The 24640-nt window shown below is 62.9% G+C and carries 25 protein-coding genes and 1 riboswitch; of the genes, 22 read left to right on the top strand and 3 right to left on the bottom strand.

Annotated elements, in window-relative coordinates; all coding sequences use genetic code 11:
• The first annotated feature begins 10 nt into the window (after positions 1–10).
• From ACODS1_RS08115 to ACODS1_RS08035, 17 genes are all read left to right on the top strand, one after another.
• A complete protein-coding gene (locus ACODS1_RS08115; RefSeq protein ID WP_489085229.1) occupies positions 11–799 on the top strand; it encodes a ParA family protein in 789 nt (262 codons plus the stop codon).
• An 11-nt stretch (positions 800–810) separates the two neighbouring features.
• Positions 811–1680 carry a ParB/RepB/Spo0J family partition protein gene (locus tag ACODS1_RS08110; protein WP_322980040.1) on the top strand — a complete coding sequence of 290 codons (870 nt, stop codon included), beginning with the start codon at positions 811–813 and terminating at the stop codon, positions 1678–1680.
• 159 nt (positions 1681–1839) lie between these two features.
• Entirely contained in the window at positions 1840–2244 is a 405-nt protein-coding gene (locus tag ACODS1_RS08105) for a F0F1 ATP synthase subunit I (RefSeq protein WP_489085228.1), read from the top strand.
• A gap of 17 nt (positions 2245–2261) precedes the next feature.
• Complete coding sequence (gene atpB / locus ACODS1_RS08100; RefSeq protein WP_489085227.1) at positions 2262–3128, top strand: F0F1 ATP synthase subunit A; 867 nt, start codon at positions 2262–2264, stop codon at positions 3126–3128.
• A gap of 151 nt (positions 3129–3279) precedes the next feature.
• A complete protein-coding gene (gene atpE / locus ACODS1_RS08095) occupies positions 3280–3537 on the top strand; it encodes a F0F1 ATP synthase subunit C (protein ID WP_003097235.1) in 258 nt (85 codons plus the stop codon).
• Positions 3538–3593: 56 nt separating this feature from the next.
• Entirely contained in the window at positions 3594–4064 is a 471-nt protein-coding gene (locus ACODS1_RS08090) for a F0F1 ATP synthase subunit B (RefSeq protein WP_442443678.1), read from the top strand.
• Between the two features lie 14 nt (positions 4065–4078).
• The gene (locus ACODS1_RS08085) at positions 4079–4615 is read left to right on the top strand and encodes a F0F1 ATP synthase subunit delta (protein ID WP_013717980.1); all 537 of its coding nucleotides are present in this window, start codon (positions 4079–4081) and stop codon (positions 4613–4615) included.
• Between the two features lie 21 nt (positions 4616–4636).
• Positions 4637–6181, top strand: a complete 1545-nt coding sequence (gene atpA, locus ACODS1_RS08080; protein ID WP_322980044.1) for a F0F1 ATP synthase subunit alpha — start codon at positions 4637–4639, stop codon at positions 6179–6181.
• A 50-nt stretch (positions 6182–6231) separates the two neighbouring features.
• Positions 6232–7092, top strand: a complete 861-nt coding sequence (gene atpG / locus ACODS1_RS08075) for a F0F1 ATP synthase subunit gamma (RefSeq protein WP_013717978.1) — start codon at positions 6232–6234, stop codon at positions 7090–7092.
• Between the two features lie 30 nt (positions 7093–7122).
• Entirely contained in the window at positions 7123–8499 is a 1377-nt protein-coding gene (gene atpD, locus ACODS1_RS08070; RefSeq protein ID WP_268180114.1) for a F0F1 ATP synthase subunit beta, read from the top strand.
• Positions 8500–8579: 80 nt separating this feature from the next.
• On the top strand, positions 8580–9005 hold the full coding sequence (locus tag ACODS1_RS08065; RefSeq protein ID WP_322980045.1) for a F0F1 ATP synthase subunit epsilon: 426 nt from the start codon (positions 8580–8582) through the stop codon (positions 9003–9005).
• Between the two features lie 116 nt (positions 9006–9121).
• Complete coding sequence (gene glmU, locus ACODS1_RS08060) at positions 9122–10483, top strand: bifunctional UDP-N-acetylglucosamine diphosphorylase/glucosamine-1-phosphate N-acetyltransferase GlmU (protein ID WP_489085226.1); 1362 nt, start codon at positions 9122–9124, stop codon at positions 10481–10483.
• 14 nt (positions 10484–10497) lie between these two features.
• Complete coding sequence (locus ACODS1_RS08055) at positions 10498–11007, top strand: M23 family metallopeptidase (RefSeq protein WP_489085225.1); 510 nt, start codon at positions 10498–10500, stop codon at positions 11005–11007.
• A gap of 50 nt (positions 11008–11057) precedes the next feature.
• Positions 11058–11669, top strand: coding sequence for a LysE family transporter (locus tag ACODS1_RS08050; RefSeq protein ID WP_489085224.1), 612 nt, complete (start codon positions 11058–11060; stop codon positions 11667–11669).
• Positions 11670–11742: 73 nt separating this feature from the next.
• The gene (locus tag ACODS1_RS08045) at positions 11743–12513 is read left to right on the top strand and encodes a DeoR/GlpR family DNA-binding transcription regulator (protein ID WP_489085223.1); all 771 of its coding nucleotides are present in this window, start codon (positions 11743–11745) and stop codon (positions 12511–12513) included.
• Between the two features lie 11 nt (positions 12514–12524).
• Positions 12525–14375, top strand: a complete 1851-nt coding sequence (gene glmS / locus ACODS1_RS08040; RefSeq protein WP_489085222.1) for a glutamine--fructose-6-phosphate transaminase (isomerizing) — start codon at positions 12525–12527, stop codon at positions 14373–14375.
• Positions 14372–14602, top strand: coding sequence for a hypothetical protein (locus ACODS1_RS08035; RefSeq protein WP_119692619.1), 231 nt, complete (start codon positions 14372–14374; stop codon positions 14600–14602). Before glmS ends, ACODS1_RS08035 begins: the two co-directional genes overlap by 4 nt.
• Positions 14603–14824: 222 nt before the next feature.
• Here the strand turns inward: ACODS1_RS08035 and cobM are convergent, their stop codons facing one another.
• Together cobM and ACODS1_RS08025 are read right to left on the bottom strand one after the other, a co-directional pair.
• Complete coding sequence (cobM, locus tag ACODS1_RS08030; protein ID WP_489085221.1) at positions 14825–15580, bottom strand: precorrin-4 C(11)-methyltransferase; 756 nt, start codon at positions 15578–15580, stop codon at positions 14825–14827.
• On the bottom strand, positions 15577–16008 hold the full coding sequence (locus tag ACODS1_RS08025; protein ID WP_489085220.1) for a cobalamin biosynthesis protein: 432 nt from the start codon (positions 16006–16008) through the stop codon (positions 15577–15579). The genes cobM and ACODS1_RS08025 overlap by 4 nt, the downstream gene beginning before the upstream one ends.
• A gap of 86 nt (positions 16009–16094) precedes the next feature.
• A riboswitch (cobalamin riboswitch) is annotated at positions 16095–16290 on the top strand.
• Positions 16291–16384: 94 nt separating this feature from the next.
• Here ACODS1_RS08025 and cobW point away from each other — a divergent pair.
• The 5 genes from cobW to cobF all read left to right on the top strand — a co-directional run bounded on the left by cobW (position 16385) and on the right by cobF (position 24003).
• Positions 16385–17434: a cobalamin biosynthesis protein CobW gene (gene cobW, locus ACODS1_RS08020; RefSeq protein WP_489085219.1), complete on the top strand. Its 1050-nt coding sequence runs from the start codon at positions 16385–16387 to the stop codon at positions 17432–17434.
• A gap of 129 nt (positions 17435–17563) precedes the next feature.
• On the top strand, positions 17564–21310 hold the full coding sequence (gene cobN, locus ACODS1_RS08015) for a cobaltochelatase subunit CobN (RefSeq protein WP_489085218.1): 3747 nt from the start codon (positions 17564–17566) through the stop codon (positions 21308–21310).
• Between the two features lie 235 nt (positions 21311–21545).
• On the top strand, positions 21546–22547 hold the full coding sequence (locus ACODS1_RS08010) for a magnesium chelatase ATPase subunit I (RefSeq protein ID WP_489085217.1): 1002 nt from the start codon (positions 21546–21548) through the stop codon (positions 22545–22547).
• Positions 22529–23239 carry a vWA domain-containing protein gene (locus tag ACODS1_RS08005; RefSeq protein ID WP_489085343.1) on the top strand — a complete coding sequence of 237 codons (711 nt, stop codon included), beginning with the start codon at positions 22529–22531 and terminating at the stop codon, positions 23237–23239. The genes ACODS1_RS08010 and ACODS1_RS08005 overlap by 19 nt, the downstream gene beginning before the upstream one ends.
• Positions 23236–24003, top strand: a complete 768-nt coding sequence (cobF, locus tag ACODS1_RS08000; RefSeq protein WP_489085216.1) for a precorrin-6A synthase (deacetylating) — start codon at positions 23236–23238, stop codon at positions 24001–24003. Before ACODS1_RS08005 ends, cobF begins: the two co-directional genes overlap by 4 nt.
• A gap of 43 nt (positions 24004–24046) precedes the next feature.
• Here the strand turns inward: cobF and ACODS1_RS07995 are convergent, their stop codons facing one another.
• Positions 24047–24628: a hypothetical protein gene (locus tag ACODS1_RS07995; protein ID WP_489085215.1), complete on the bottom strand. Its 582-nt coding sequence runs from the start codon at positions 24626–24628 to the stop codon at positions 24047–24049.
• Positions 24629–24640 lie beyond the last annotated feature (12 nt).

The raw sequence follows: 24640 nt of genomic DNA, 5'->3' as shown, positions 1-24640 counted from the left end.
GGGAAGGAAGATGGCCAAGGTATTCGCGATCGCCAATCAGAAAGGCGGCGTGGGCAAGACCACGACGTGTATCAACCTGGCTGCTTCTCTGGTGGCGACCAAGCGTCGCGTGCTGTTGATCGACCTCGATCCTCAGGGTAACGCGACCATGGGCAGTGGTGTCGACAAGCACGGCCTTGAGCATTCGATCTATGACGTGCTGATCGGTGAGTGCGATCTGAGCGACGCCATGCAGTTTTCCGAGCACGGAGGCTACCAGTTGCTGCCGGCCAACCGCGACCTGACTGCTGCCGAAGTCGCGCTGCTGGAAATGAAGATGAAGGAGAGTCGCCTGCGTTATGCCCTGGCGCCGATCCGCGAGAACTACGACTACATCCTCATCGACTGCCCGCCGTCGCTGAACATGCTGACCATCAACGCCCTGGTCGCCGCCGATGGCGTGATCATCCCCATGCAGTGCGAGTACTACGCGCTCGAAGGGCTTTCCGATCTGGTCAACAGCATCCAGCGCATCGGCGAGCTGCTCAATCCCAAGCTGCAGATTGAAGGTCTGCTGCGCACCATGTACGACCCGCGCATCAGCCTGACTAACGACGTCACGGCTCAGCTCAAGGAACACTTCGGCGACAAGCTCTACGACGCCGTGATCCCGCGCAACGTGCGCCTGGCCGAGGCACCGAGCTTCGGCATGCCGGCGTTGGTCTATGACAAACAATCCCGTGGTGCCATCGCCTACCTGGCCTTGGCCGGCGAGCTGGTGCGCCGTCAGCGCGCCGCCGCGAAAACCGCTACCGCTTAAGGAACATCCGCATGGCTGCGAAGAAACGAGGTCTGGGTCGAGGTCTGGACGCCCTGCTTGGCGGCAACACCGTCAGTGCACTACAGGAAGAGGCCGCCCAGGTCGACACCCGTGAGCTGCAATACGTGCCCCTGGAGCTGATCCAGCGCGGCAAGTATCAGCCGCGTCGTGACATGGATCAGACCGCGCTGGAAGAGCTGGCGGCTTCGATCCGTGCCCAGGGTGTCATGCAGCCCATCGTGCTGCGCCCCATCGGCGGCGGTCGCTTCGAAATCGTTGCCGGTGAGCGCCGTTGGCGAGCCAGCCAACTGGCCGGCCAGGACAAGATCCCGGCCATGGTGCGCGAGCTGCCCGACGAGGCCGCCATCGCCATGGCGCTGATCGAGAACATCCAGCGCGAGGATCTCAATCCGATCGAGGAAGCCGTTGCCCTGCAGCGCCTACAGCAGGAATTCGAGCTGACCCAGCAACAGGTCGCCGATGCCGTCGGTAAATCCCGCGTCACCATCACCAACCTGCTGCGCCTGATCGCCCTGCCGGAAGAGATCAAGACCCTGCTCGCCCATGGTGATCTGGAGATGGGCCATGCCCGTGCCCTGCTCGGTTTGCCCCTCGAACAGCAGATCGAAGCTGCGCGACACGTTGTCGCACGTGGCCTCACCGTGCGTCAGACCGAAGCCCTGGTGCGCCAGTGGCTCTCCGCCAAACCGGCTCCCGTCAAAGCCAAGGCCGATCCGGATATCAGCCGCCTGGAACAGCGCCTGGCAGAGCGCCTGGGCTCGCCGGTGCAGATAAAACACGGTGCCAAGGGCAAAGGCCAGTTGGTGATCCGTTACAACTCCCTCGACGAATTGCAGGGCGTGCTCGCCCATATCCGCTGAAACAATTCGGCACACCTGATCGTGTAGCGCACGGTCGGAAAACACTACCTGGCAGTTGAATGGGGGGCATACGCCCCCTATACTCTGCGCGCAATTTTGTTGGCACTTTTTATGCCAATTCATTGATTTAAAGCGGTCGATAGTCGAGGTCAACTGTTGATGGAACGCCGCATGCCGAAGCGCTTGCCCTTCCATCGTCTACCGGTTTTTCCGGTGCTGGTGGCCCAACTCATCGTCCTGCTACTGGCCGCTGCGCTGTGCTGGCAATGGCGAGGCAACGTAGCCGGTTATTCGGCGCTGCTCGGCGGGATGATCGCCTGGTTGCCGAATCTGTATTTCGCCCACAAGGCGTTCCGTTACAGCGGGGCGCGGGCTGCTAGGGAAATCGTCCGTTCTTTTTATGCGGGCGAAGCGGGAAAACTGATTCTGACGTTCGTGCTCTTCGCACTGGCGTTTGCGGGCGTGAAACCCCTGGAGGCACCGATGTTGTTCGGTGTCTACCTGCTGACCCTGATGGTCAGCTGGTTTGCCCCGCTGCTGATAACGAAATTTTCAAGACCTTAAAGCGTTCGAGGCAAATAATGGCAGCAGAAACCGCTTCGGGTTACATCCAGCACCACCTCACCAACCTGACCTATGGTCAGCACCCGGTGAATGGCTGGAGTTTCGCCCACACCGCACAGGAAGCCAAAGAAATGGGCTTCTGGGCCTTCCACGTAGACACCCTGGCGGTGTCGGTGGTTCTCGGCCTGATCTTCATCGTTCTGTTCCGTCTGGCGGCTCGCAAGGCCACCTCGGATCAGCCTGGCGGTCTGCAGAACTTCGTCGAAGTTCTGGTCGAGTTCGTCGACGGCAGCGTCAAGGACACCTTCCATGGTCGTAACCCGCTCATCGCTCCGCTGGCCCTGACCATTTTTGTCTGGGTCTTCCTGATGAACTTCATGGATCTGATCCCGGTCGACTGGCTGCCGAAACTCGCAGCCACCATCGCCGGTGACCCGCACCTGTACTTCCGCGTGGTACCGACCACCGACCCGAACGCCACCCTGGGCCTGGCCCTGTCGGTCTTTGCCCTGCTGCTGTTCTACAGCGTCAAGGTCAAAGGCATCGGCGGCTTCCTCGGTGAGCTGACCCTGCATCCGTTCAGCAGCAAGAACATGGCCGTGCAGATCATTCTGATTCCGGTCAACTTCCTGCTCGAGTTCGTCACCCTGATCGCCAAGCCGGTTTCCCTGGCACTGCGACTGTTCGGCAACCTGTATGCCGGCGAGCTGATCTTCATCCTGATCGCCATCATGTTCAGCGGCGGCATGCTGCTGGGCTCGCTGGGTGGTGTGCTGCAGGTGGCCTGGGCCATCTTCCACATCCTGATCATCGTGCTGCAGGCATTCATCTTCATGATGCTGACCATCGTCTATCTGTCGATGGCGCACGAAGACAGCCACTAAGGCTGTCAGTGAGGTTCCTCGGCACCGCCCAGGCGGTGCCGGCCAGGACAACCCCTCACTGCCTGCGGGCGTGAGGGCGCTGTAAACAAACGATTTCGCTTTACCGCTTCAACAAAAACCTAACCAATACGACTGTAAGTCGGGAGGAAAAATGGAAACTGTAGTTGGTTTGACCGCTATCGCCGTTGCACTGCTGATCGGCCTGGGTGCCCTGGGTACCGCCATTGGTTTCGGTCTGCTGGGTGGCAAATTCCTGGAAGGCGCTGCGCGTCAGCCGGAAATGGTCCCGATGCTGCAAGTCAAAATGTTCATCGTCGCCGGTCTGCTGGACGCCGTGACCATGATCGGTGTTGGTATCGCACTGTTCTTCACCTTCGCGAACCCCTTCGTTGGTCAAATCGCAGGCTAATTCACTCGTTTTCGAGTGAATTGGTGTGACGGACAACGAACGAGCGAGGTGTTGGCGTGAACATTAATGCAACCCTGATAGGCCAGTCCGTTGCCTTCTTCATCTTCGTGCTGTTCTGCATGAAGTACGTGTGGCCTCCGGTCATTACGGCTTTGCAGGAGCGTCAGAAGAAGATCGCAGACGGCTTGGACGCTGCCAACCGCGCGGCTCGTGATCTGGAGCTGGCCCACGAGAAAGTGGCCCAGCAACTGCGCGAAGCCAAAGGGCAGGCTGCCGAAATCATCGAGCAAGCCAATAAGCGTGCTGCTCAGATCGTCGACGAAGCCCGTGATCAGGCCCGTGTCGAAGCTGACCGCGTGAAGGCTCAGGCTCAGGCCGAGATCGAACAGGAAATCAACGGCATCAAAGACGCCCTGCGTGCCCAAGTGGGTAGCCTGGCAGTCAGCGGTGCGGAGAAGATCCTGGGCGCATCCATCGACCAAAACGCGCATGCGGAGCTGGTTAACAAACTGGCAGCCGAAATTTAAGCGAGGGCGCGATCATGGCAGAACTGACCACGCTGGCCCGACCTTACGCTAAGGCTGCCTTCGAGCACGCCCAGGCCCACCAGCAACTGGCCAATTGGTCAGCCATGCTCGGCCTGGCTGCGGCGGTGTCGCTCGACGACACCATGCAGCGCGTGCTCAAGGCCCCGCGTCTGACGAGTACAGAAAAGGCCACCACCTTCAACGAGGTGTGTGGTGACAAGTTCGACGCCCAGGCACAGAACTTCATCCGCGTTATCGCCGAGAACGACCGTCTGGCCCTGTTGCCGGACATCTTCGCCCTGTTCGAGCTGTACAAGGCCGAGCAGGAGAAGTCGATCGACGTGGATGTAACCAGTGCCTTCGCATTGAGCGATGAACAGCAAGACAAACTCGCCAAGGTTCTCAGTGCACGGCTCGGCCGAGAAGTGCGTCTGCACGCCGCGGAAGATGCCACCCTGATCGGTGGTGTACTGATCCGCGCCGGCGACCTGGTAATCGATGGCTCTGTTCGCGGCAAGCTCGCGAAACTGGCCGAAGCATTGAAATCTTGAGTTTGAAGGGGCAGCAGAGCTATGCAGCAACTCAATCCTTCCGAAATTAGTGAAATCATCAAGGGGCGCATCGAGAAACTCGACGTCGCCTCCCAAGCCCGCAACGAAGGCACCATCGTCTCCGTTTCCGACGGCATCGTGCGCATCTACGGTCTGGCCGACGTCATGTACGGCGAAATGATCGAGTTCCCGGACGGCGTCTACGGTATGGCGCTGAACCTGGAGCAAGACTCCGTTGGTGCCGTAGTGCTGGGTGCTTACACCAGCCTTGCAGAAGGCATGAGCGCCAAGTGCACCGGCCGCATCCTGGAAGTCCCGGTTGGTCCGGAACTGCTGGGTCGCGTGGTCGACGCACTGGGTAACCCGATCGACGGCAAAGGCCCGATCAACGCGCAGGCTACTGACGCCGTTGAGAAGGTTGCACCGGGCGTGATCTGGCGTAAGTCGGTCGACCAGCCGGTACAGACCGGTTACAAGTCGGTCGATGCCATGATCCCGGTAGGCCGTGGCCAGCGTGAGCTGATCATCGGTGACCGTCAGATCGGTAAGACTGCTCTGGCCGTCGACGCCATCATCAACCAGAAAGACAGCGGCATCCGCTGCGTCTACGTGGCAATCGGTCAGAAGCAATCGACCATCGCCAACGTCGTGCGCAAGCTGGAAGAATCCGGTGCGCTGGCCAACACCATCGTGGTCGCCGCTTCCGCTTCCGAATCCGCTGCACTGCAGTTCCTGGCTCCTTACGCCGGTTGCACCATGGGCGAATACTTCCGCGACCGCGGCGAAGACGCTCTGATCGTGTACGACGACCTGTCCAAGCAGGCTGTGGCTTACCGCCAGATCTCCCTGCTGCTGCGCCGTCCGCCAGGCCGTGAAGCCTACCCGGGCGACGTGTTCTATCTCCACAGCCGTCTGCTGGAGCGCGCTTCCCGCGTTTCCGAAGAGTACGTCGAGAAGTTCACCAATGGCGCCGTGACTGGCAAGACCGGTTCCCTGACCGCTCTGCCGATCATCGAAACCCAGGCTGGCGACGTTTCCGCGTTCGTTCCGACCAACGTGATCTCGATCACCGACGGTCAGATCTTCCTGGAATCGGCCATGTTCAACTCGGGTATCCGTCCGGCCGTCAACGCCGGTATCTCGGTATCCCGTGTGGGTGGTGCAGCCCAGACCAAGATCATCAAGAAGCTCTCCGGTGGTATCCGTACCGCTCTGGCTCAGTACCGTGAACTGGCAGCATTCGCTCAGTTCGCCTCTGACCTGGACGAAGCCACCCGCAAGCAGCTCGAGCACGGTCAACGTGTTACCGAACTGATGAAGCAGAAGCAGTACGCGCCCATGTCGATCGCCGACATGTCCGTGTCCCTGTACGCTGCCGAGCGCGGCTTCCTGACCGACGTGGAAGTGAACAAAGTTGGCGCCTTCGAAGCAGCCCTGCTGGGCTACTTCAACCGTGAGCTGGCCGATCTGATGGCCAAGATCAACGTGAAAGGTGACTTCAACGACGAAATCGACGCGGGCATCAAAGCCGGTATCGAGAAGTTCAAAGCCACCCAAACCTGGTAAGCCGCAGCGGGCGTCGCAAGACGCCCGCCTGCTAACCCGATAGGTGTGAAATGGCAGGCGCAAAAGAGATTCGCAGCAAGATTGCGAGCATCAAAAGCACGCAGAAGATCACCAGCGCCATGGAAAAAGTGGCGGTCAGCAAAATGCGCAAGGCTCAACAGCGCATGGCAGCTAGCCGTCCCTACGCGGAGCGTATCCGCCAGGTGATTGGTCATCTGGCCAACGCCAACCCGGAGTACCGCCATCCCTTCATGATCGAGCGCCCTGTTAAGCGCGCCGGTTATGTGGTGGTGAGCAGTGACCGTGGTCTGTGCGGTGGCTTGAACACCAACCTGTTCAAGGCCCTGGTCAAGGACATGGCGAAAGATCGTGAGCAAGGCGTGGAGATCGATCTCTGCGTGATTGGCTCCAAAGGTGCGGCATTCTTCCGCAACTTTGGTGGCAATGTCGTCGCTGCGATCAGCCACCTCGGTGAAGAGCCGTCGATCAACGACCTGATCGGTAGTGTCAAGGTCATGCTCGACGCTTACCTCGAGGGGCGTATCGACCGTCTGTCCGTGGTCTCGAACAAGTTCATCAATACCATGACGCAGAAGCCTACAGTGGAGCAGTTGGTTCCCCTGGTGGCCGATCCGGATCAAGACCTCAAGCATCACTGGGACTATCTGTACGAGCCCGATGCCAAGGAACTGCTCGATGGCCTGATGGTTCGCTATGTCGAATCGCAGGTGTACCAGGCAGTGGTCGAGAACAGTGCGGCCGAGCAGGCTGCGCGGATGATCGCGATGAAGAACGCCACCGACAACGCTGGCCAGCTCATCAAAGACCTGCAGCTGATCTACAACAAGGCGCGTCAGGCAGCGATCACCCAAGAGATTTCGGAAATCGTCGGCGGCGCTGCCGCGGTTTAAGAACGGTTCAAATATTCAGAGGAACCAAAGATGAGTAGCGGACGTATCGTTCAAATCATCGGCGCCGTTATCGACGTGGAATTCCCGCGTGATCAGGTGCCAGCCGTATACGAGGCGCTGAAAGTAGTCGGCGCCGAAACCACCCTGGAAGTTCAGCAGCAGCTGGGCGACGGCGTGGTACGTACCATTGCGATGGGTTCGACCGAAGGCCTCAAGCGCGGTCTGGACATCACCCGTACCCACAAGGCCATCTCGGTACCGGTCGGTAAAGCGACCCTGGGCCGTATCATGGACGTACTGGGCAACCCGATCGACGAAGCCGGCCCCATTGGTGAAGAAGAGCAGTGGGAAATCCACCGCGCTGCACCGAGCTATGCCGAGCAAGCCGGCGGTAACGACCTGCTGGAAACCGGCATCAAGGTTATCGACCTGGTCTGCCCGTTCGCCAAGGGCGGTAAAGTAGGTCTGTTCGGTGGTGCCGGTGTCGGCAAGACCGTAAACATGATGGAACTGATCCGTAACATCGCCATCGAGCACAGCGGTTATTCCGTGTTCGCCGGTGTGGGTGAGCGTACTCGTGAGGGTAACGACTTCTACCACGAGATGAAGGACTCCAACGTTCTCGACAAGGTAGCCCTGGTCTACGGTCAGATGAACGAGCCACCAGGCAACCGTCTGCGCGTAGCACTGACCGGCCTGACCATGGCCGAGAAGTTCCGTGACGAAGGTCGTGACGTTCTGCTGTTCGTCGACAACATCTATCGTTACACCCTCGCCGGTACCGAAGTATCCGCACTGCTCGGCCGTATGCCGTCGGCAGTAGGTTACCAGCCGACTCTGGCCGAAGAGATGGGCGTTCTGCAGGAGCGTATTACCTCCACCAAGAAAGGCTCCATTACTTCGATCCAGGCCGTCTACGTACCTGCGGACGACCTGACCGACCCGAGCCCGGCGACCACCTTCGCCCACTTGGACGCCACCGTCGTACTGTCCCGTGACATCGCTTCCCTGGGTATCTACCCGGCCGTTGACCCGCTGGACTCCACCAGCCGTCAGCTGGATCCGAACGTCATCGGTAACGAGCACTACGAAACCGCTCGTGGCGTTCAGTACGTGCTGCAGCGTTACAAGGAACTGAAGGACATCATCGCCATCCTGGGTATGGACGAGCTGTCCGAAGCGGACAAGCAGCTGGTATCGCGCGCTCGTAAGATCCAGCGCTTCCTGTCCCAGCCGTTCTTCGTGGCCGAAGTCTTCACCGGTTCGCCAGGCAAGTACGTTTCCCTCAAGGACACCATCGCTGGCTTCAGCGGCATCCTCAAGGGCGACTACGACCACCTGCCGGAGCAGGCTTTCTACATGGTCGGCAGCATCGACGAAGCCATCGAGAAAGCGAAGAAACTGTAATCACCCATGCGCCTGGCAACGGGCGCATCAGGTTTGTGGATAACTCAGGTTGTCCACAGCCTGTAACCTGAGGCAAGCGTATGGCTATGACAGTCCATTGCGATATCGTCAGCGCGGAAGCGGAGATCTTCTCCGGCCTGGTGGAGATGGTGATTGCGCACGGCAACCTGGGTGATCTGGGTATCGCTCCGGGCCACGCGCCGCTGATCACTGACCTGAAACCGGGTCCGATCCGCTTGATCAAGCAAGGTGGCGAGGACGAGGTGTTCTACATCTCCGGTGGTTTCCTCGAAGTGCAGCCGAACATGGTCAAGGTTCTCGCCGACACCGTGCAGCGCGCCGCCGACATCGACGAAGCCGCTGCTCAGGAGGCCCTCAAGGCCGCTGAGAAGGCGCTGAGCGAGCAGGGTTCTGAGTTCAACTACAGTTCCGCCGCCGCTCACCTGGCCGAAGTCGCAGCTCAGCTGCGTACCGTCCAGCAGCTGCGCAAGAAGTTCGGCGGTTGATACCACCGGCTTCAATCGCTGTTTGAGAAAGGGTAGCCTTGGCTACCCTTTTTCTTTTTCTGCCGTTTGATTCTGCTGGCACCCCTGTGCCGGTGGTCGCCAAGGAATCTTCGTTCATGTCGCTCGATATCGTCATCCTCGCTGCCGGCCAAGGCACCCGCATGCGTTCCGCTTTGCCCAAGGTGCTGCACCCGGTGGCTGACAAGCCCATGCTCGGTCATGTCATCCACACCGCGCGTAGCCTGCAGCCGAGCAGCATTCAGGTGGTGATCGGGCACGGCGCCGACAAGGTGCGCGAGCGCCTGGAAGCCGATGATCTGAACTTCGTCATCCAGGCCGAGCAGTTGGGTACGGGTCACGCAGTGGCCCAAGCCCTGCCGCAGCTCAGTGCTGAGACCGTGCTGATTCTCTATGGCGACGTACCGCTGATCGAGCCTGCGACCCTACAGCGTCTGCTGGCACTGGTCAGCGACGATCAACTGGGCCTGCTCACCGTCGAGCTGGCTGACCCGACGGGTTACGGGCGTATCGTCCGGGATGGCAGCGGTGTGGTGCAGGCCATCGTCGAGCACAAGGACGCCAGCGAAGCGCAGCGACAGATCCGCGAAGGCAACACCGGCATCCTCGCCGTGCCGGGCAAGCGCCTGGCCGACTGGCTGGGGCGTCTGTCCAACAGCAATGCCCAGGGCGAGTACTACCTGACGGACGTGATCGCCATGGCGGTCGCCGATGGCCTGACCGTGGCCACCGAGCGTGCCGCAGACGAGATGGAAGTGCTGGGCGCCAATGACCGTATCCAGCTCTCGCAGCTCGAATCTCACTACCAGCAGCGCATGGCCCGTCGCCTGATGGCTCAGGGCGTGACCCTACGCGATCCACAGCGCTTCGATGTACGCGGTGAGGTGACGGTGGGCCGCGACGTGACCATCGACATCAACGTCATCCTCGAAGGCAAGGTGATCATCGAGGACGATGTGCAGATCGGCCCGAACTGCGTGATCAAGGACTCGGTGCTGCGCAGGGGGGCCATCATCAAGGCCAACAGCCATCTGGAAGGTGCGGAGATGGGCGAGGGCGCCGATTGCGGCCCGTTCGCGCGTCTGCGCCCCGGTACCAAGCTGGGTGCCAAGGCCCATGTGGGGAACTTCGTCGAACTGAAGAACGCGGTCATGGGCGAGGGCGCCAAGGCTGGCCATCTGAGCTACCTGGGCGATGCCGAGATCGGTGCGCGCACCAACATCGGCGCCGGCACCATCACCTGCAACTACGACGGTGCCAACAAATTCCGCACCGTCATGGGCGAGGACGTGTTCATCGGTTCCAACAGCGCGCTGGTGGCCCCGGTGAACCTGGGCGATCGTGCGACCACGGGCGCCGGCTCGGTGGTGACCAGCGATGTACCGGCCGACACGCTGGCGGTCGGCCGCGCCAAGCAGCGTAATATCGAAGGTTGGAAGCGGCCGACCAAGAAATCCTGAAGGAGACGGCAAGGATGCCACTGCGTAAACGTTGGATTCTGCTAGGGCTGGTGCTGATCTGGGGCGTATTACCTGAATGGCCGCGAATTCCGGTGGAGGGCGCGAGCGCTCGGGACTGGAATCCGCAGACCTTCTGGTTCGAGCCCTGGGGCCGTTCCGGTGTGCACAAGGGCATCGATATCTTCGCCAAGCTGGGTACACCCGTGCGTGCTACCAGCTACGGCGTGGTGCTGTTCCGCGGGGAAATCCAGCAAGGTGGCAAGGTTGTGCTGGTACTGGGCCCTAAGTGGCGTCTGCACTATTACGCTCATTTGCACAGCATCGACGTCTATCCAGGCCAGCCACTGCTGACGGGCAGTCTGCTCGGTAGCGTTGGCGATACGGGGAACGCACGCGGCAAACCGGCCCATCTACACTATTCGCTCGTCAGCTTGCTGCCATTGCCTTGGCGCGCGGACGACTCTACCCAGGGCTGGAAGAAAATGTTCTACCTCGATCCCAACGCGATTCTGCCGATTCGCTGAGGAGTCCGAGGCCTGCTTGTTGATAACTTCGCGTAGCGAGGAGCTTTGGCATGTTCGGTGTGACGGATTACGCCGCCTTCGTGGTGGCCTTCATCATTCTGCTGGCGATTCCCGGGCCGGGTAACCTGGCGTTGATTCTGTCCACCGGCAAGGGCGGTATTCGCGGTGGGCTGGCCTCGACCTTCGGCATCATCTTCGGCGACCAGGTGCTGTTGTGGCTGGCGGTGGCCGGGGTTGCCGCGCTGCTCAAGGCTTATCCGGCGGCCTTCCATGTCGTGCAATGGCTCGGTGCGGCCTACCTGATCTACCTTGGCCTGCGCATGATCCTGGCCAAACCCGGTGCAGCGCCGACGCTGGAGATCAAGCCACGCCGTTACCTGTGGCAGACCCTGGTGATCACCGTGTTCAATCCCAAGGCCATCATCTTCTACATGGCCTTCTTCCCACTGTTCATCGACCCCGAGCGGCATCAGGGGCTGGTGACATTCGGTTTCATGGCCGTGACCATCATGGCGCTGACCTTCCTCTATGGCCTGCTGATCGTGCTGCTGACGCACTTTCTCGCCGAGCGCATGCGCGCCAATCCGCGTATTGCCAGAGGCCTGGAGAAACTGGCAGGGCTCTGTCTGGTCGGTTTCGGGGTCAAACTGACGCTGAACTGAGCGACGGACGCTTGCGGGTTTTTCGATCATATGTTTTGATTCGCGCCATTATCTTTCGAATCGAAACTTAAGCATGTCGAAGCGCAACACGCCGCAACGTCGCCACACCATTCTCGCCTTGCTCGCCGAGCAGGGCGAAGTGTCCGTGGACGCCCTGGCGCAGCACTTTGCCACCAGCGAAGTGACCATTCGCAAGGATCTCGCCGCCCTGGAAAGCAATGGCCTGTTGCTGCGCCGCTACGGTGGCGCTGTGCCCGTACCACAGGAGCTGATCGGCGAGCCGACGCAGCCCATTTCCCCGCATAAGCAGGCCATCGCCCGCACCGGTGTGGCGCGTATCCGCGAGCATGCGCGCATCATCATCGACAGCGGCACCACCACGGCAGCGATGATTCCGCAGCTCGGCCACAAGCCCGGCCTGGTGGTGATGACCAACTCACTGAATGTGGCCAATGCCTTGCGCGAGCTGGAGCACGAGCCGGTGCTGCTGATGACCGGCGGCACCTGGGATCCGCATTCCGAGTCGTTCCAGGGCCAGGTCGCCGAACAGGTGCTGCGTTCCTACGATTTCGACCAACTGTTCATCGGCGCCGACGGCATCGACTTGGCGCGTGGCACCACCACTTTCAATGAGCTGCTGGGCTTGTCGCGGGTCATGGCCGAAGTGGCACGCGAAGTCATCGTCATGGTCGAAAGCGACAAGATCGGCCGGCGCATTCCCAACCTGGAGCTGCCCTGGAGCAGCGTCCATACCCTGATCACCGACGAGCGCCTGGATGCCCAGGCCGCCGAACAGATACGCGCGCGCGGCATCCAGCTGATCCTCGCGCCGCTGGAAAACTGAAGGAGAGCACCATGTGCGGAATCGTAGGCGCCATCGCCGAGCGCAACATCACCCCGGTATTGGTCGAAGGGCTCAAGCGCCTGGAGTATCGCGGCTATGACAGCGCCGGCGTGGCGTTACTGACCGAACAGGACGCGCTGGATCGCCGCCGCCGGGTCGGCAAGGTCAGCGAGCTGCAGGCCGCCCTGCAGGCCGAACCGCTGGCTGGGCGTCTGGGCATCGCCCATACCCGCTGGGCCACTCATGGCGCGCCGAGCGAGCGTAACGCTCACCCACATTTCTCCGGGCACGAGCTGGCCGTGGTGCACAACGGTATCATCGAGAACCACGAAGAGCTGCGCGAGCGCCTCAAGGGCCTGGGTTACGTCTTCACCTCCGACACCGATACCGAAACCATCGTCCATCTGCTCGATCACAAGTTGCAGCAGCTCGGCGACCTGACCGTCGCGCTCAAGGCCGCGATTCCCGAGCTGCATGGCGCCTATGGCCTGGCGGTGATCAGCGCCAAACAGCCGGATCGTCTGCTCGCCGCGCGCAGTGGCAGCCCGCTGGTGATCGGTCTGGGCCTGGGCGAAAACTTCCTCGCCTCCGACCAACTCGCCCTGCGCCAGGTCACCGACCGCTTCATGTACCTGGAAGAAGGCGATGTCGCCGAAATCCGTCGCGACAGCGTGCAGATCTGGGACGCCGCTGGCCAGGCGGTGCAGCGCGAAGCTGTGCAGTACCACGAAGGCGCCGAGGCCGCCGACAAGGGCGAGTACCGCCACTTCATGCTCAAGGAGATCCACGAGCAGCCCAAGGTGGTACAACGTACCCTGGAAGGCCGCCTGGGCAGTGATCACGTACTGGTGCAGGCCTTCGGCCCACAGGCCGCCGAGCTGTTCGCCAAGGTCAAGAACGTGCAGATCGTCGCCTGCGGCACCAGCTACCACGCCGGCATGGTCGCCCGTTACTGGCTGGAAGAGCTGGCCGGCATTCCCTGCCAGGTCGAGGTGGCCAGCGAGTTCCGTTACCGCAAGGTGGTGGTGCAGCCGGATACCCTGTTCGTCAGCGTCTCGCAGTCCGGCGAGACCGCCGACACCCTGGCCGCGTTGCGTAATGCCAAGGAGAAGGCACCGGGGCAGGGCGGCTACCTGGCCAGCCTGGTGATCTGCAACGTCGGCACCAGCTCACTGGTGCGTGAATCCGACCTGTGCCTGCTGACCCAGGCTGGCCCGGAAATCGGCGTGGCCTCGACCAAGGCCTTCACCACCCAACTGGTCGGCCTGATGCTGCTGACCCTGGCCCTCGGCCAGGTACACGGCACGCTGAACAAGGCACTGGAAGCACAGCTTGTGGACGAGCTTCGCCGCCTGCCGACCCGCCTGGGCGAAGCGCTGGCCATGGACAAGACCGTGGAGAAGATCTCCGAACTGTTTGCCGAGAAGCACCACAGCCTGTTCCTGGGTCGTGGTGCGCAGTACCCGGTGGCCATGGAAGGGGCACTCAAGCTCAAGGAAATCTCCTACATCCACGCCGAGGCCTACCCGGCGGGCGAGCTCAAGCACGGCCCGCTGGCCCTGGTGGATGCCGACATGCCGGTGGTCACGGTGGCGCCGAATAACGAGCTGCTGGAAAAGCTCAAATCCAACCTGCAGGAAGTGCGCGCCCGTGGCGGCGAGCTGATCGTCTTCGCCGACCAGCAGGCCGGCATGAGCAATGGCGAGGGCACCCATGTGGTGGCCATGCCGCATATCCACGACCTGCTCGCGCCCATCCTCTACACCGTGCCGCTGCAGTTGCTGTCGTATTACGTTGCCGTGCTCAAGGGCACCGACGTCGACCAGCCGCGTAACCTGGCCAAGAGCGTGACAGTCGAATGAAGCGCCAGGACGTGATCGAGCGGTTGGCCGATGGCGTGGTTTTCCACACCCAGGTCATGGTCAACCCGGCCAATACCAGCGAATGGATCGTGTTCTTCAACAAGGATGCGGGCCGCAGCTTCTTTCTGGTGGACGATGCTGAGCAGGTGCAGACCTTTACCAGTTTGGATGCGCTGATGGTCGAGCTGCGTGGCTTGGGTATCAAACGGGTAGAAGTGCAGCTCTGAGCAGTTGCTCACAGTTAGCGTGGATCAAGCTGTGGATATCCTCGTGACAGCTGGCTGAAGCCCTTGCGAATAGGGCCTTACAGCCAGTTGTACAGAAAGTGCTCGCCAGCTTGCCCACTATCCACAGGGTGATTGGATAAGTCGCTTTCTATCCTGTTGATAAAGCGCTGAAAGCCATACATAGCAAGGCTTTCAGCGCTTTGTACAGTTTCTCGCCAGGGTTCAATCACTGCCGGGACGGTAGAGGTGCCGATGCGCTGCGTCATACAGCGCAGATTCCGCGAAGGCACCTGGATCGAGTACGCGTCCGACCACGATCAGCGCCGTGCGGCGGAAGTCTTTGGCGGCGACCCTCTCTTCGATATCGGTCAGTGTGCCCAGCACCCAGTCCTGATCCGGCCAGCTCGCTCTGTGGATAACCGCGATGGGGCAGTCGGCGCCATAGTGCGGCAGCAGTTCTTCGACGATGGCCGGCAGATGGCGCACACCGAGATGGATGGCCAGGGTCGCGCGGTGCCGCGCCAGGTCATGCAGTTGCTCGCCCTCAGGCATCGGCGAAGTGGTGCCGTAGCGGGTAAGAATCACCGTCTGGGCGATGCCCGGCAGAGTCAGCTCGGATTCCAGCAACGCCGCACAGGCAGCGGTGGCGGTAACGCCGGGAATGATCTCGAAGGGAATGCCGAGCGCGCGCAGCTCGCGAATCTGCTCGCCAATGGCGCCGTACAGCGACGGGTCGCCTGAGTGCACGCGGGCCACGTCCAGGCCGCGTTCATGGGTCTCCTGCAGCAGCGTGATGATCTCGCCAAGGTTCAGCTCGGCGGTGTTCACCACCTGTTCGGCGCTGTGACCCTGCAGCACCGCCTCGGGCACCAGCGAGCCGGCGTAGAGAATCACCGGGCACGAGCGGATCAGGCGTTGTCCCTTGACGGTGATCAGTTCGGGGTCGCCGGGGCCAGCACCGATAAAGTAGACGGTCATGCAGGTTCTCTATCGAAGGAGGCCAGCGCACAGGTGGCGCTGGCACTACGGTTTTTCTCGCCGAGCAGGCAGGGCGATGTGCCCAGGCGCGCTGCCAATGCCAGGGCGCAGGGCTCGGCGACGGCAGGGCTACCGGTAGCTGCCTGGGTCAATGCACTGCCGGCGGTCATGGCTTGATAGGTGCTCAGTTGCTCGGGGGCGAAGAACACCAGCTCCAGGCCCAGATGCTCGGCCAGTTCATGCAGGCTGGCTTCGTCGCGCTTGTGGGCGATGCTGGCTAGGCCGGCGAGGTTGTCCACCGTCAGCTCATGCCGGGCCAGGCTGTGGATAAGCAGGTCGAGCAACTCGTCCAGGCTGCAGCCACGGCGACATCCCAGCCCGGCAACGACTTGTATCGCAGAAGGGTGAGCGGAGGTGGTCGGCAACATGAGTGACATTCGGGCTGAGCGGTGGCGTAGCTCATCATGACACCTGCCAGCGGTCAACCGCGATTGACCGGCCGCCGCGGCCTGCGTAGCCTTCTCGCTTTCGAGGTTCTTCCCGGCAAGCCGCCGGGAAGCTAAGAGGGAACAGGGTCGATGCCCTGGCTGCCCCCGCAACTGTAAACGGTCGTAAACCCTTCGACATACCACTGCCATCGGCGGGAAGGTGAAGGGATGCGCGTAGCGCAAGCCGTGAGCCAGGAGACCTGCCTCGATACACAGCCACATGCTCGGACGGGGTGATCCGACGCGGCCAGCACGCTCTTGCGTGCCCGCCTGCGCGTACCCGTCCGCCGAACTTAATGACGCCACGGGGCCCTCCATGAAAACCCTCGCCAAACTGCCAGTCACCATCGTCACCGGTTTTCTCGGTGCCGGCAAAACCACCCTGCTGCGCCACCTGCTGGCCAATGCCGGCGGCCGCCGTATCGCGGTGATCGTCAACGAGTTCGGCGAGCTGGGCATCGATGGCGAGATCCTCAAGCAATGTTCCATCGGCTGCAGTGAGGAGGAGGCGAATGGCCGCGTCTTCGAGCTGGCCAACGGCTGCCTGTGCTGCACCGTGCAGGAAGAGTTCTTCCCGGTGATGCGCGAGCTGGTGGCGCGTCGTGGTGACCTCGACCATATCCTTATCGAGACCAGCGGCCTGGCCCTGCCCAAGCCGTTGGTGCAGGCCTTCAACTGGCCGGAAATCCGCAATGCCTGCACGGTCGACGCGGTGATTACCGTGGTCGACAGCCCGGCAGTGATCGCTGGCACCTTCGCCGCCTTCCCCGATCAGGTGGACGAACAGCGCAAGCTCGACCCCAACCTCGACCACGAATCGCCGCTGCACGAACTGTTCGCCGACCAGCTGGCCAGCGCCGACCTGGTGATCCTCAACAAGGCCGACCTGCTCGACGTCGAGGCGCTGGCCGCCGTACGTGCCGAGGTGGCCGAAGAACTACCGCCGGCGGTCAAGGTGATCGAGGCGCACGGCGGCGAACTGCCGTTGGATGTGCTGCTGGGCCTGAACAGCGAGACCGAGCTGCATATCGACAGTCGCCGTACTCATCATGACGATGAAGACGAGGATCACGATCACGAAGAATTCGACTCGTTCCACGTGGAACTACCGGAAACAGAGGAGGCGCGCCTGCTGGCCGCGCTGAAGGACGCAGTGGCCAAGTACGGCATTCTGCGGGTTAAAGGCTTTGCGGCGATCCCTGGCAAACCCATGCGCCTGCTGGTGCAGGGCGTTGGCCAGCGCTTCGACCGCCACTTCGACCGCGCCTGGCAGGCCGACGAGCCGCGCCTGAGCCGCCTGGTGGTGATCGGCCAGCAGCTCGACCGCGCGGCTATCGAGGCCGAGCTGAAAGCGGCGCTGGCTTGATACAGAGCGTAGGGCGTACTTGATCGTAGGGCGGGCTCAGGAGCGAAGCGAACAGTCCGCCGGATAACTGAGTCCACCCTACGGCGCTAAGACCAATCGCGGCTAAAGCCCCCTCCCACAGAGCCGAATATGCACTTACTGCGCACCCAGCCCGGCGCCCAACTGCCGGCCGACAGCATCGCCGACCTTGGCCAGACGCCTGCCGAGCTGGTGCTGCTGTGCACGGGGGATTCGCATCTGTCGTTGCTGGCTGAAGCCGCCCGGCAACTGCCGGACGACTACCCCAGCCTGCGCCTGGCCAGCCCGGCGCAACTGAGCAACAACGCCTCGGTCGATTTCTACGTCGAGCAGGTGCTGCAGCATGCCAAGGTCATCCTGATCTCCGTGCATGGCGGGGTGAGTTACTGGCGCTATGGCGTCGAGCGCCTGGTGGAACTGGGCGCGCGCGGCGCTACGGTGATCATGGTGCCCGGTGACGACAAGCCCGACCCGGAGCTGAATGCGCTCGGCAACGTCAGTGGAGAAGACAGCCAGCGCCTCTGGCAGTACCTGCGCCAGGGCGGCTTGGATAATGCTCGCCAGCTATTTCGCTGCATCGGCAGCCGCTGGCTGGGCCGTGATGACAGCTGGCAGGAGCCGCAACCGCTGCCGCGTGTCGGCCTCTATCATCCGCAGCGCAGCCCGGCGGCGCTGGCTGACTGGCAGGCGCAGTGGCAACCGGATGCGCCTGTGGTGGCGCTGCTGTTCTACCGCAACCATGTGCAATCGGCGAACACCGCTTTCGTCGATACCTTTTGCCAGCACGTTGTCGCTCAGGGGCTCAACCCGCTGCCGATTGCCGTGGCCAGCCTCAAGGAACCGGCCTGCCTGGATCAGGTGCAGGCCTGGCTGGACGAGACGAGCACCGCGCTGATCATCAATACCACCGGCTTTGCCCTGTCCAATCCCGAGGCGCCGCAGGCGCGGGTGTTTCGCCGTGATATCCCGGTGCTGCAGGCCATCTGTTCGCTGGATAACCACACGCAGTGGCAGGCCAGCGCCCAAGGCCTGGGCTCGCGTGACCTGGCCATGCATGTGGTGCTGCCCGAGCTGGATGGCCGGCTGATCGGCACTGCCATCAGCTTCAAGGGCCTGGCCTGGCGCAGCGAGCGTAGCCAGAGCGATGTGGTGTGCTACCAGGCGCACGAGCCGGGTATGTCCTGCGTCGCCGAAATGGCGCGCAACTGGTGTCAGTTGGCGATCAAAAGCAACGATCAGAAGCGAATCGGCCTGATTCTGGCCAACTACCCGACCCGCGATGGTCGTATTGGTAATGGCGTGGGCCTGGATACGCCGGCCGCCGCGCTGAATATCCTGCAGGCGCTGCAACAGCAGGGCTATCCGGTGGATAACCTGCCGGAGAGCGGTACCGCACTTGTCCACAGCCTGCTCGGTGGCGTCACCAACGATCTCGATGGGCTGGATACACGGCCCTGTGCGCAGAGCTTGGCTTTGGACGACTACCTGGCGTTTTTCCACAGCCTACCGGCTGCCAACCAGCAGGCAGTGCGCGAACGCTGGGGCGAGCCGCAGGCCGACCCGATGTTCCGCAGCGGGCGGATGATGGTCGCCGGTCTGCGCTTCGGCCTGACCTTCGTCGGCATCCAACCGGCGCGCGGTTATCAGCTCGACCCGGCGGCGGTGTACCACGACCCCGATCTGGTGCCGCCGCACGGCTATATCGCCTTCTACGCCTGGCTGCGCACGGCCTTCGCTGCCGATGCGCTGATCCACGTCGGCAAGCACGGCAACCTGGAATGGCTGCCAGGCAAGAGTGTCGGTCTGTCCGAGGGCTGCTGGCCGCAGGCGCTGATCGGGCCGCTGCCCAACGTCTACCCCTTTATCGTCAACGACCCGGGCGAGGGCGCGCAGGCCAAGCGGCGTACCCAGGCGGTGATCATCGACCACCTGATGCCGCCGCTGACCCGCGCCGAGAGCTACGGCCCGCTGCGCGATCTCGAGCGCCTGGCTGACGAGTATTACGACGCCAGCCAGCTCGACCAGCGTCGCGCCGTCGAGCTGCGTGGCGAGATTCTGGCCAAGGTGCGCGAGGCCAGCCTCGACCGCGAACTGGGCCTGCAACTCAACGACGATGCCGACAGCTGGCTGCCGCAGCTCGACGCCTACCTGTGCGACCTCAAGGAATCGCAGATTCGCGATGGCCTGCATGTATTCGGTGAGTCGCCGGCTGGGCAACTGCGCCGCGACACCCTGCTGGCGCTGCTGCGTATCCCCCGTGGCGATGGCCAGGGCGCCAATGCCAGCCTGCTGCGCGCGCTGGCCCGTGGCCTTGAGCTGGGCCTCGATCCGCTGGACTGTGATATGGGCCAGCTCTGGGAAGGGCTACGTCCACAGGCGTTGCAGGCTGTGGATAACAGCCTGTGGCGTACCGTCGGCGATACCCGTGAGCGCCTGGAGCTGTTGGCACTGGAGTTGATCGTACGGCGCCTGAACGGAGAGCAAACCGACGCTTTCGGCGCCGAGGTGGCGCTGATCCTCGACGGCCTGGCCGAGCATATCGCACCGCTGCTGGATGCCTGCGGCGACGCCGAGATGGGCGGCTTGCTGGCGGCGCTTGAGGGGCGTTTCGTCCCTGCCGGGCCGAGCGGCGCGCCGAGTCGCGGGCGTCTGGATGTGCTGCCCACCGGGCGCAACTTTTTCACCGTCGACGTGCGCCATCTGCCCACGCCGACTGCCTGGCGCCTCGGTGTGCAGGCGGCGGATCGCCTGCTTGAACGCCATCTGCAGGACGAAGGCGACCACCTGCGCCAGCTCGGCCTGTCGGTGTGGGGCACGGCGACCATGCGCACCGGCGGCGACGATATTGCCCAGGCCATGGCGCTGCTGGGCGTGCGTCCGGTGTGGCAGCCAGGCAGCCAGCGCGTCGAGCGCTTCGAGGTATTGCCGCTGGAGCAGCTTGGCCGGCCACGGGTGGACGTCACCCTGCGCGTGTCGGGCTTCTTTCGCGATGCCTTCAGCAACCTGATTCGCCTGTTCGACGAGGCCGTGCAAGCGGTGATCGAGCTGGACGAGCCGGAAGACATGAACCCGCTGTCGGCGCGGGTCTGGCGCGAGTCGCTGGCACTCAAGGACGGTGGCCTGGATGAAGCCGAAGCGCGCCGCCAGGCCGGCTGGCGAGTGTTCGGCGCCAAACCGGGTGCCTATGGCGCCGGGGTGCAGAACGCCATCGAGGAGCGTCTGTGGCAGAGCCGCGCGGATCTCGCTGAGGTGTATCTGAACTGGGGCGGTTACGCTTATGGCAGCGGCGCCGAGGGTGCACCGGCACGCCAGCGCTTCGTCGAGCGCCTGGAGCAGATGCAGGCGGTGCTGCACAACCAGGACAACCGCGAGCACGACATCCTCGATTCCAACGACTACTACCAGTTCCAGGGCGGCATGCTGGCAGCGGTGGAAACCCTGCGCGGGCTCAAGGTGGCCAGCTACTTTGGCGACAACAGCCAGCCGGACACCCCGCGCATCCGCAGCCTCAAGGAAGAGCTGAACCGAGTGGTACGGGCTCGCGCCGCCAACCCCAAGTGGATCGCGGGCATGAAGCGCCATGGCTACAAGGGCGCCTTCGAGCTGGCCGCGACCATCGACTACCTGTTCGCCTTCGACGCCACCAGCGAGCTGGTCGACGATCACCAGTACGCGCTGCTCACCGATGCCTACTTGCTCGACAAGGACACCCGCGACTTTATCCAGCAGCACAACCCCGGTGCGCTCAACGACATCCTCGAACGCCTGCTGGAAGCCCAGCAGCGCGGCCTGTGGGAGAATCCCGGCGAGTACCGCGAAGCGCTGGAAAACCTGCTGCTCGATAGTGAGGAGTCATGAAGCGCTTGAGTGCGGCGGGGTTGTGCTCCCTCTCCCGCTTGCGGGAGAGGGCTGGGGAGAGGGTGGTTCAGGTCGCTCGGTGTCGCTGGATAAACCCTCTCCCCCGGCCCCTCTCCCATAAATGGGAGAGGGGAGGAATCTCTCTGATCCGCTGCAATCGCCAATTGCCCGTACCGCCATTCCCGGATTTCATCCGGGCTACCGTCGGAACCATGTTTATCCACAGGCCAGAGCCATGACCGAACATCACTTCCCCCTCGCCGCCGTGGTCGGCGCTGACTCGCTGAAGCTGGCGCTGTGCCTGGCGGCCATCGATCCGGCCATCGGCGGCGTGCTGATCGAAGGCCCACGCGGCATGGCCAAGTCGACCCTGGCCCGTGGCCTGGCCGATCTGCTGGAGGGTGGTCGCTTCGTCACCCTGCCGCTGGGCGCCAGCGAGGAGCGCATAGTCGGCACCTTGGATCTGGACGCCGCGCTGGGCGAGGGCCGCGCGCAGTTTTCCCCCGGCCTGCTGGCCCGCGCCGACGGCGGTGTGTTGTATGTCGATGAGGTCAACCTGTTGCCGGATCATCTGGTCGATCTACTGCTCGATGCCGCCGCCAGCGGGATCAACCATGTCGAGCGTGACGGCATCTCCCATCGTCACACCGCACGCTTCGTGCTGATCGGCACCATGAACGCCGAGGAAGGCGAGTTGCGCCCGCAACTGCTCGACCGCTTCGGCCTGAATCTGGCGCTGGATGGCCAGCCGCAGCCATCCGAGCGTGCCGAGATCGTCCGTCGCCGTTTGGCCTTCGATGCTGACCCCGCTGCCTTCCTGCAGCGCTGGCAAACCGAGCAGGCTGCCCTCGCGGCCCGTTGCCAGAACGCCCGCCAGCGCCTGGCCGATATCCCGTTGGATGACGCCGCCCTGGGCGAGATCAGCCAGCGCTGTTTCGCTGCCGGCGTCGATGGCCTGCGTGCCGATCTGGTCTGGCTGCGCGCCGCCCGTGCCCATGCCGCCTGGCGTGGCGCGGCGGGTATCGAGCCTGTGGATATCGAGGCGGTGGAAGACTTCGTTCTGCGCCATCGCCGTCGCCAGCCACAGCCGCCGGCTGCCACGCCGCCCGAGCGGAGCCAGGCGCCGCAACAGGCGCAGGAACAGAGTCAGGGGGAAGGTCAGTGGGGCGAGCTGCCGGCGCAGCCGCAGGCCATGGGCGAGCGGCGGGTGCCGCCGCGCTGGCCAAAAAAGCCCTGAGCATCCGCCCGCGCACAGCCACAGGCGCGGATGCCCGCAACCGGCCCGGACGACTCGGCGGCGGCCTGCGTGGTGCCGCACGTAGCGGTGTGGCTGGTCGTATCGATTGGCCGGCGACCCTGCGCCAGGGCCGACCGCAACGCCGCGAACAACTGATGCTGCGCCCGCGCAGCCAGCAGGCCGACGAGCTGTGGCTGGTGCTGGTGGATGCCTCCGCCTCGACCCGTCGCCATGGCGCCCTGAGCCTGGCCAAGGGCGTGCTCGCCGAGCTGTTCGACAGCGCCTATCGCCAGCGCGCGCGCCTGGCCGTGCTGCATGCCGGTGGCCGCGAAGCGCAATGGCTGTGGCAGGGGCGCAAGGCCAGTGCCGAGCTGCACCGCTGGTTGCAGGAGCTGGGCGCCGGTGGCGGCACGCCGCTGCTCGATGCGCTGAATCAGGCGGGTGACTGGCTGTCGCGTCGGCAACGAGCGAAGCCGAGCGAACGCCAGCGCCTGCTGATCCTGACCGACGGTCGCCTGCGTGACCTGCCAAACCTGGCGCCGCTGCCGTGCCCAACCCTGCTACTCGACACCGAGCGCGCGCCAATCCGCCTGGGTCGCGCCCGGCAACTGGCGCAGGCGTTGGAAGCCGACTACCACCATATCGACGACCTGGCGCCCGGCGCGCCGGGCCGCACCTGGAGAACCCCATGAAAACCCTGCTGCTGGTCGGCATCGGCGCCGGCGACCCGGACTACATCACCTACCAGGCAATCAAGGCGCTGCGCCGCAGTGACGTTATCTTCCTGATGGACAAGGGCGCGGCCAAGCACAAGCTCAACGCCCTGCGCCGCGAGATCTGCGCGCGCTTTCTCGACGGCCACACCCCGCGCTTCGCCGAAGGCCTGCAGCCGGAGCGTGAACGCGAGGCGGCGGACTATCGCGCCAGCGTCGACGAGCTCAACCGTGACAAACAGGCGGTGTTCGAGCAACTGATCGACGAGCAGATGGCCGATGGCGAAACGGCGGCCTTTATGGTCTGGGGCGACCCCTCGCTGTACGACAGCAGCATCCGCATCATCGACGCCATCGCCGCGCGCCGTAGCGACTTCACCTATGACGTCATCCCCGGCATCACCAGCCTGCAGGCGCTGACCGCACGCCACCGCATCCCGCTCAACAGCATTGGCCGCGCGGTGGAAATCACCACCGGCCGCCTGCTCGCCGAAGGCTGGCCGCAGGGTGTGGACAGCGTGGCGGTGATGCTCGACGCCAAGGACACCTACCGCCGCTACGTCGGCCAGGGGCTGCATATCTACTGGGGCGCTTACGTGGGCACTGCCGATGAAATCCTCATTGCCGGACCGCTGGATGAAGTGGCCGAACGTATCGTCACCACCCGCGCCGAAGCGCGGGAGCGCAATGGGTGGATCATGGATAGTTATCTGCTGAGGAAGGAGGGGGCGGCGGGGAATTGAGGTTAGAAGCGGTGGACAAGAAGAGCGTTGTCCACCCTACGCGCTAAGGACGATAAGCCTCGAACCGAACGGGTGCTTCGCGTTTTGCGGTCGTGACTTTGTATACGTCGAGAACCAGCGCACCGGCATCAGGATCCTGGCTGCTATTCAGAACCCAGTTCTCGAAGATTCGCTTGTGAAATACCCAGTCCTTCGAGGCCGGGTCGTAGCGGAAGGTAAGGTAGTCCGTCCAGTGCTGACCGCAGGCAACACCGTTTTCGACGGTGAAGTATCGATGTTTGATGGCTAGCCCCTGGGCATCGGCATCAAACGGGTCGCATTGACCGCCCTCATTTATCTTGAACACCACTTGGTCATTGCGAGCACGCAGCGCGTAAGTGCCATCCACTGTTTGGGTGAAGACCAGGAGAGGCCGGGGTGGTGCCTCCTGCTCTTTGGCCAATGTCGCTTCTTCGGGGTTATGCACAACGACGAGGTAATCGGTCAGCGTGTCGCCATCCAGCTCGCCAGACTCATAAAGCCACATCGAATAGCCGGCAGGAATCTGCTCGATAATGCTTGCTGGCAGTTCGTTGCCAGCCGCAAATGAAGAAAAGGCCAGTGCTGCATACAGGAACTTCTTCATCGGTTTTCTCCC

It is taken from the genome of Pseudomonas sp. FG29, from assembly GCF_057809355.1.
The sequence above is the reverse complement of the archived record's forward strand: the minus strand, read 5'-3'. Positions and strand labels throughout refer to the sequence as shown.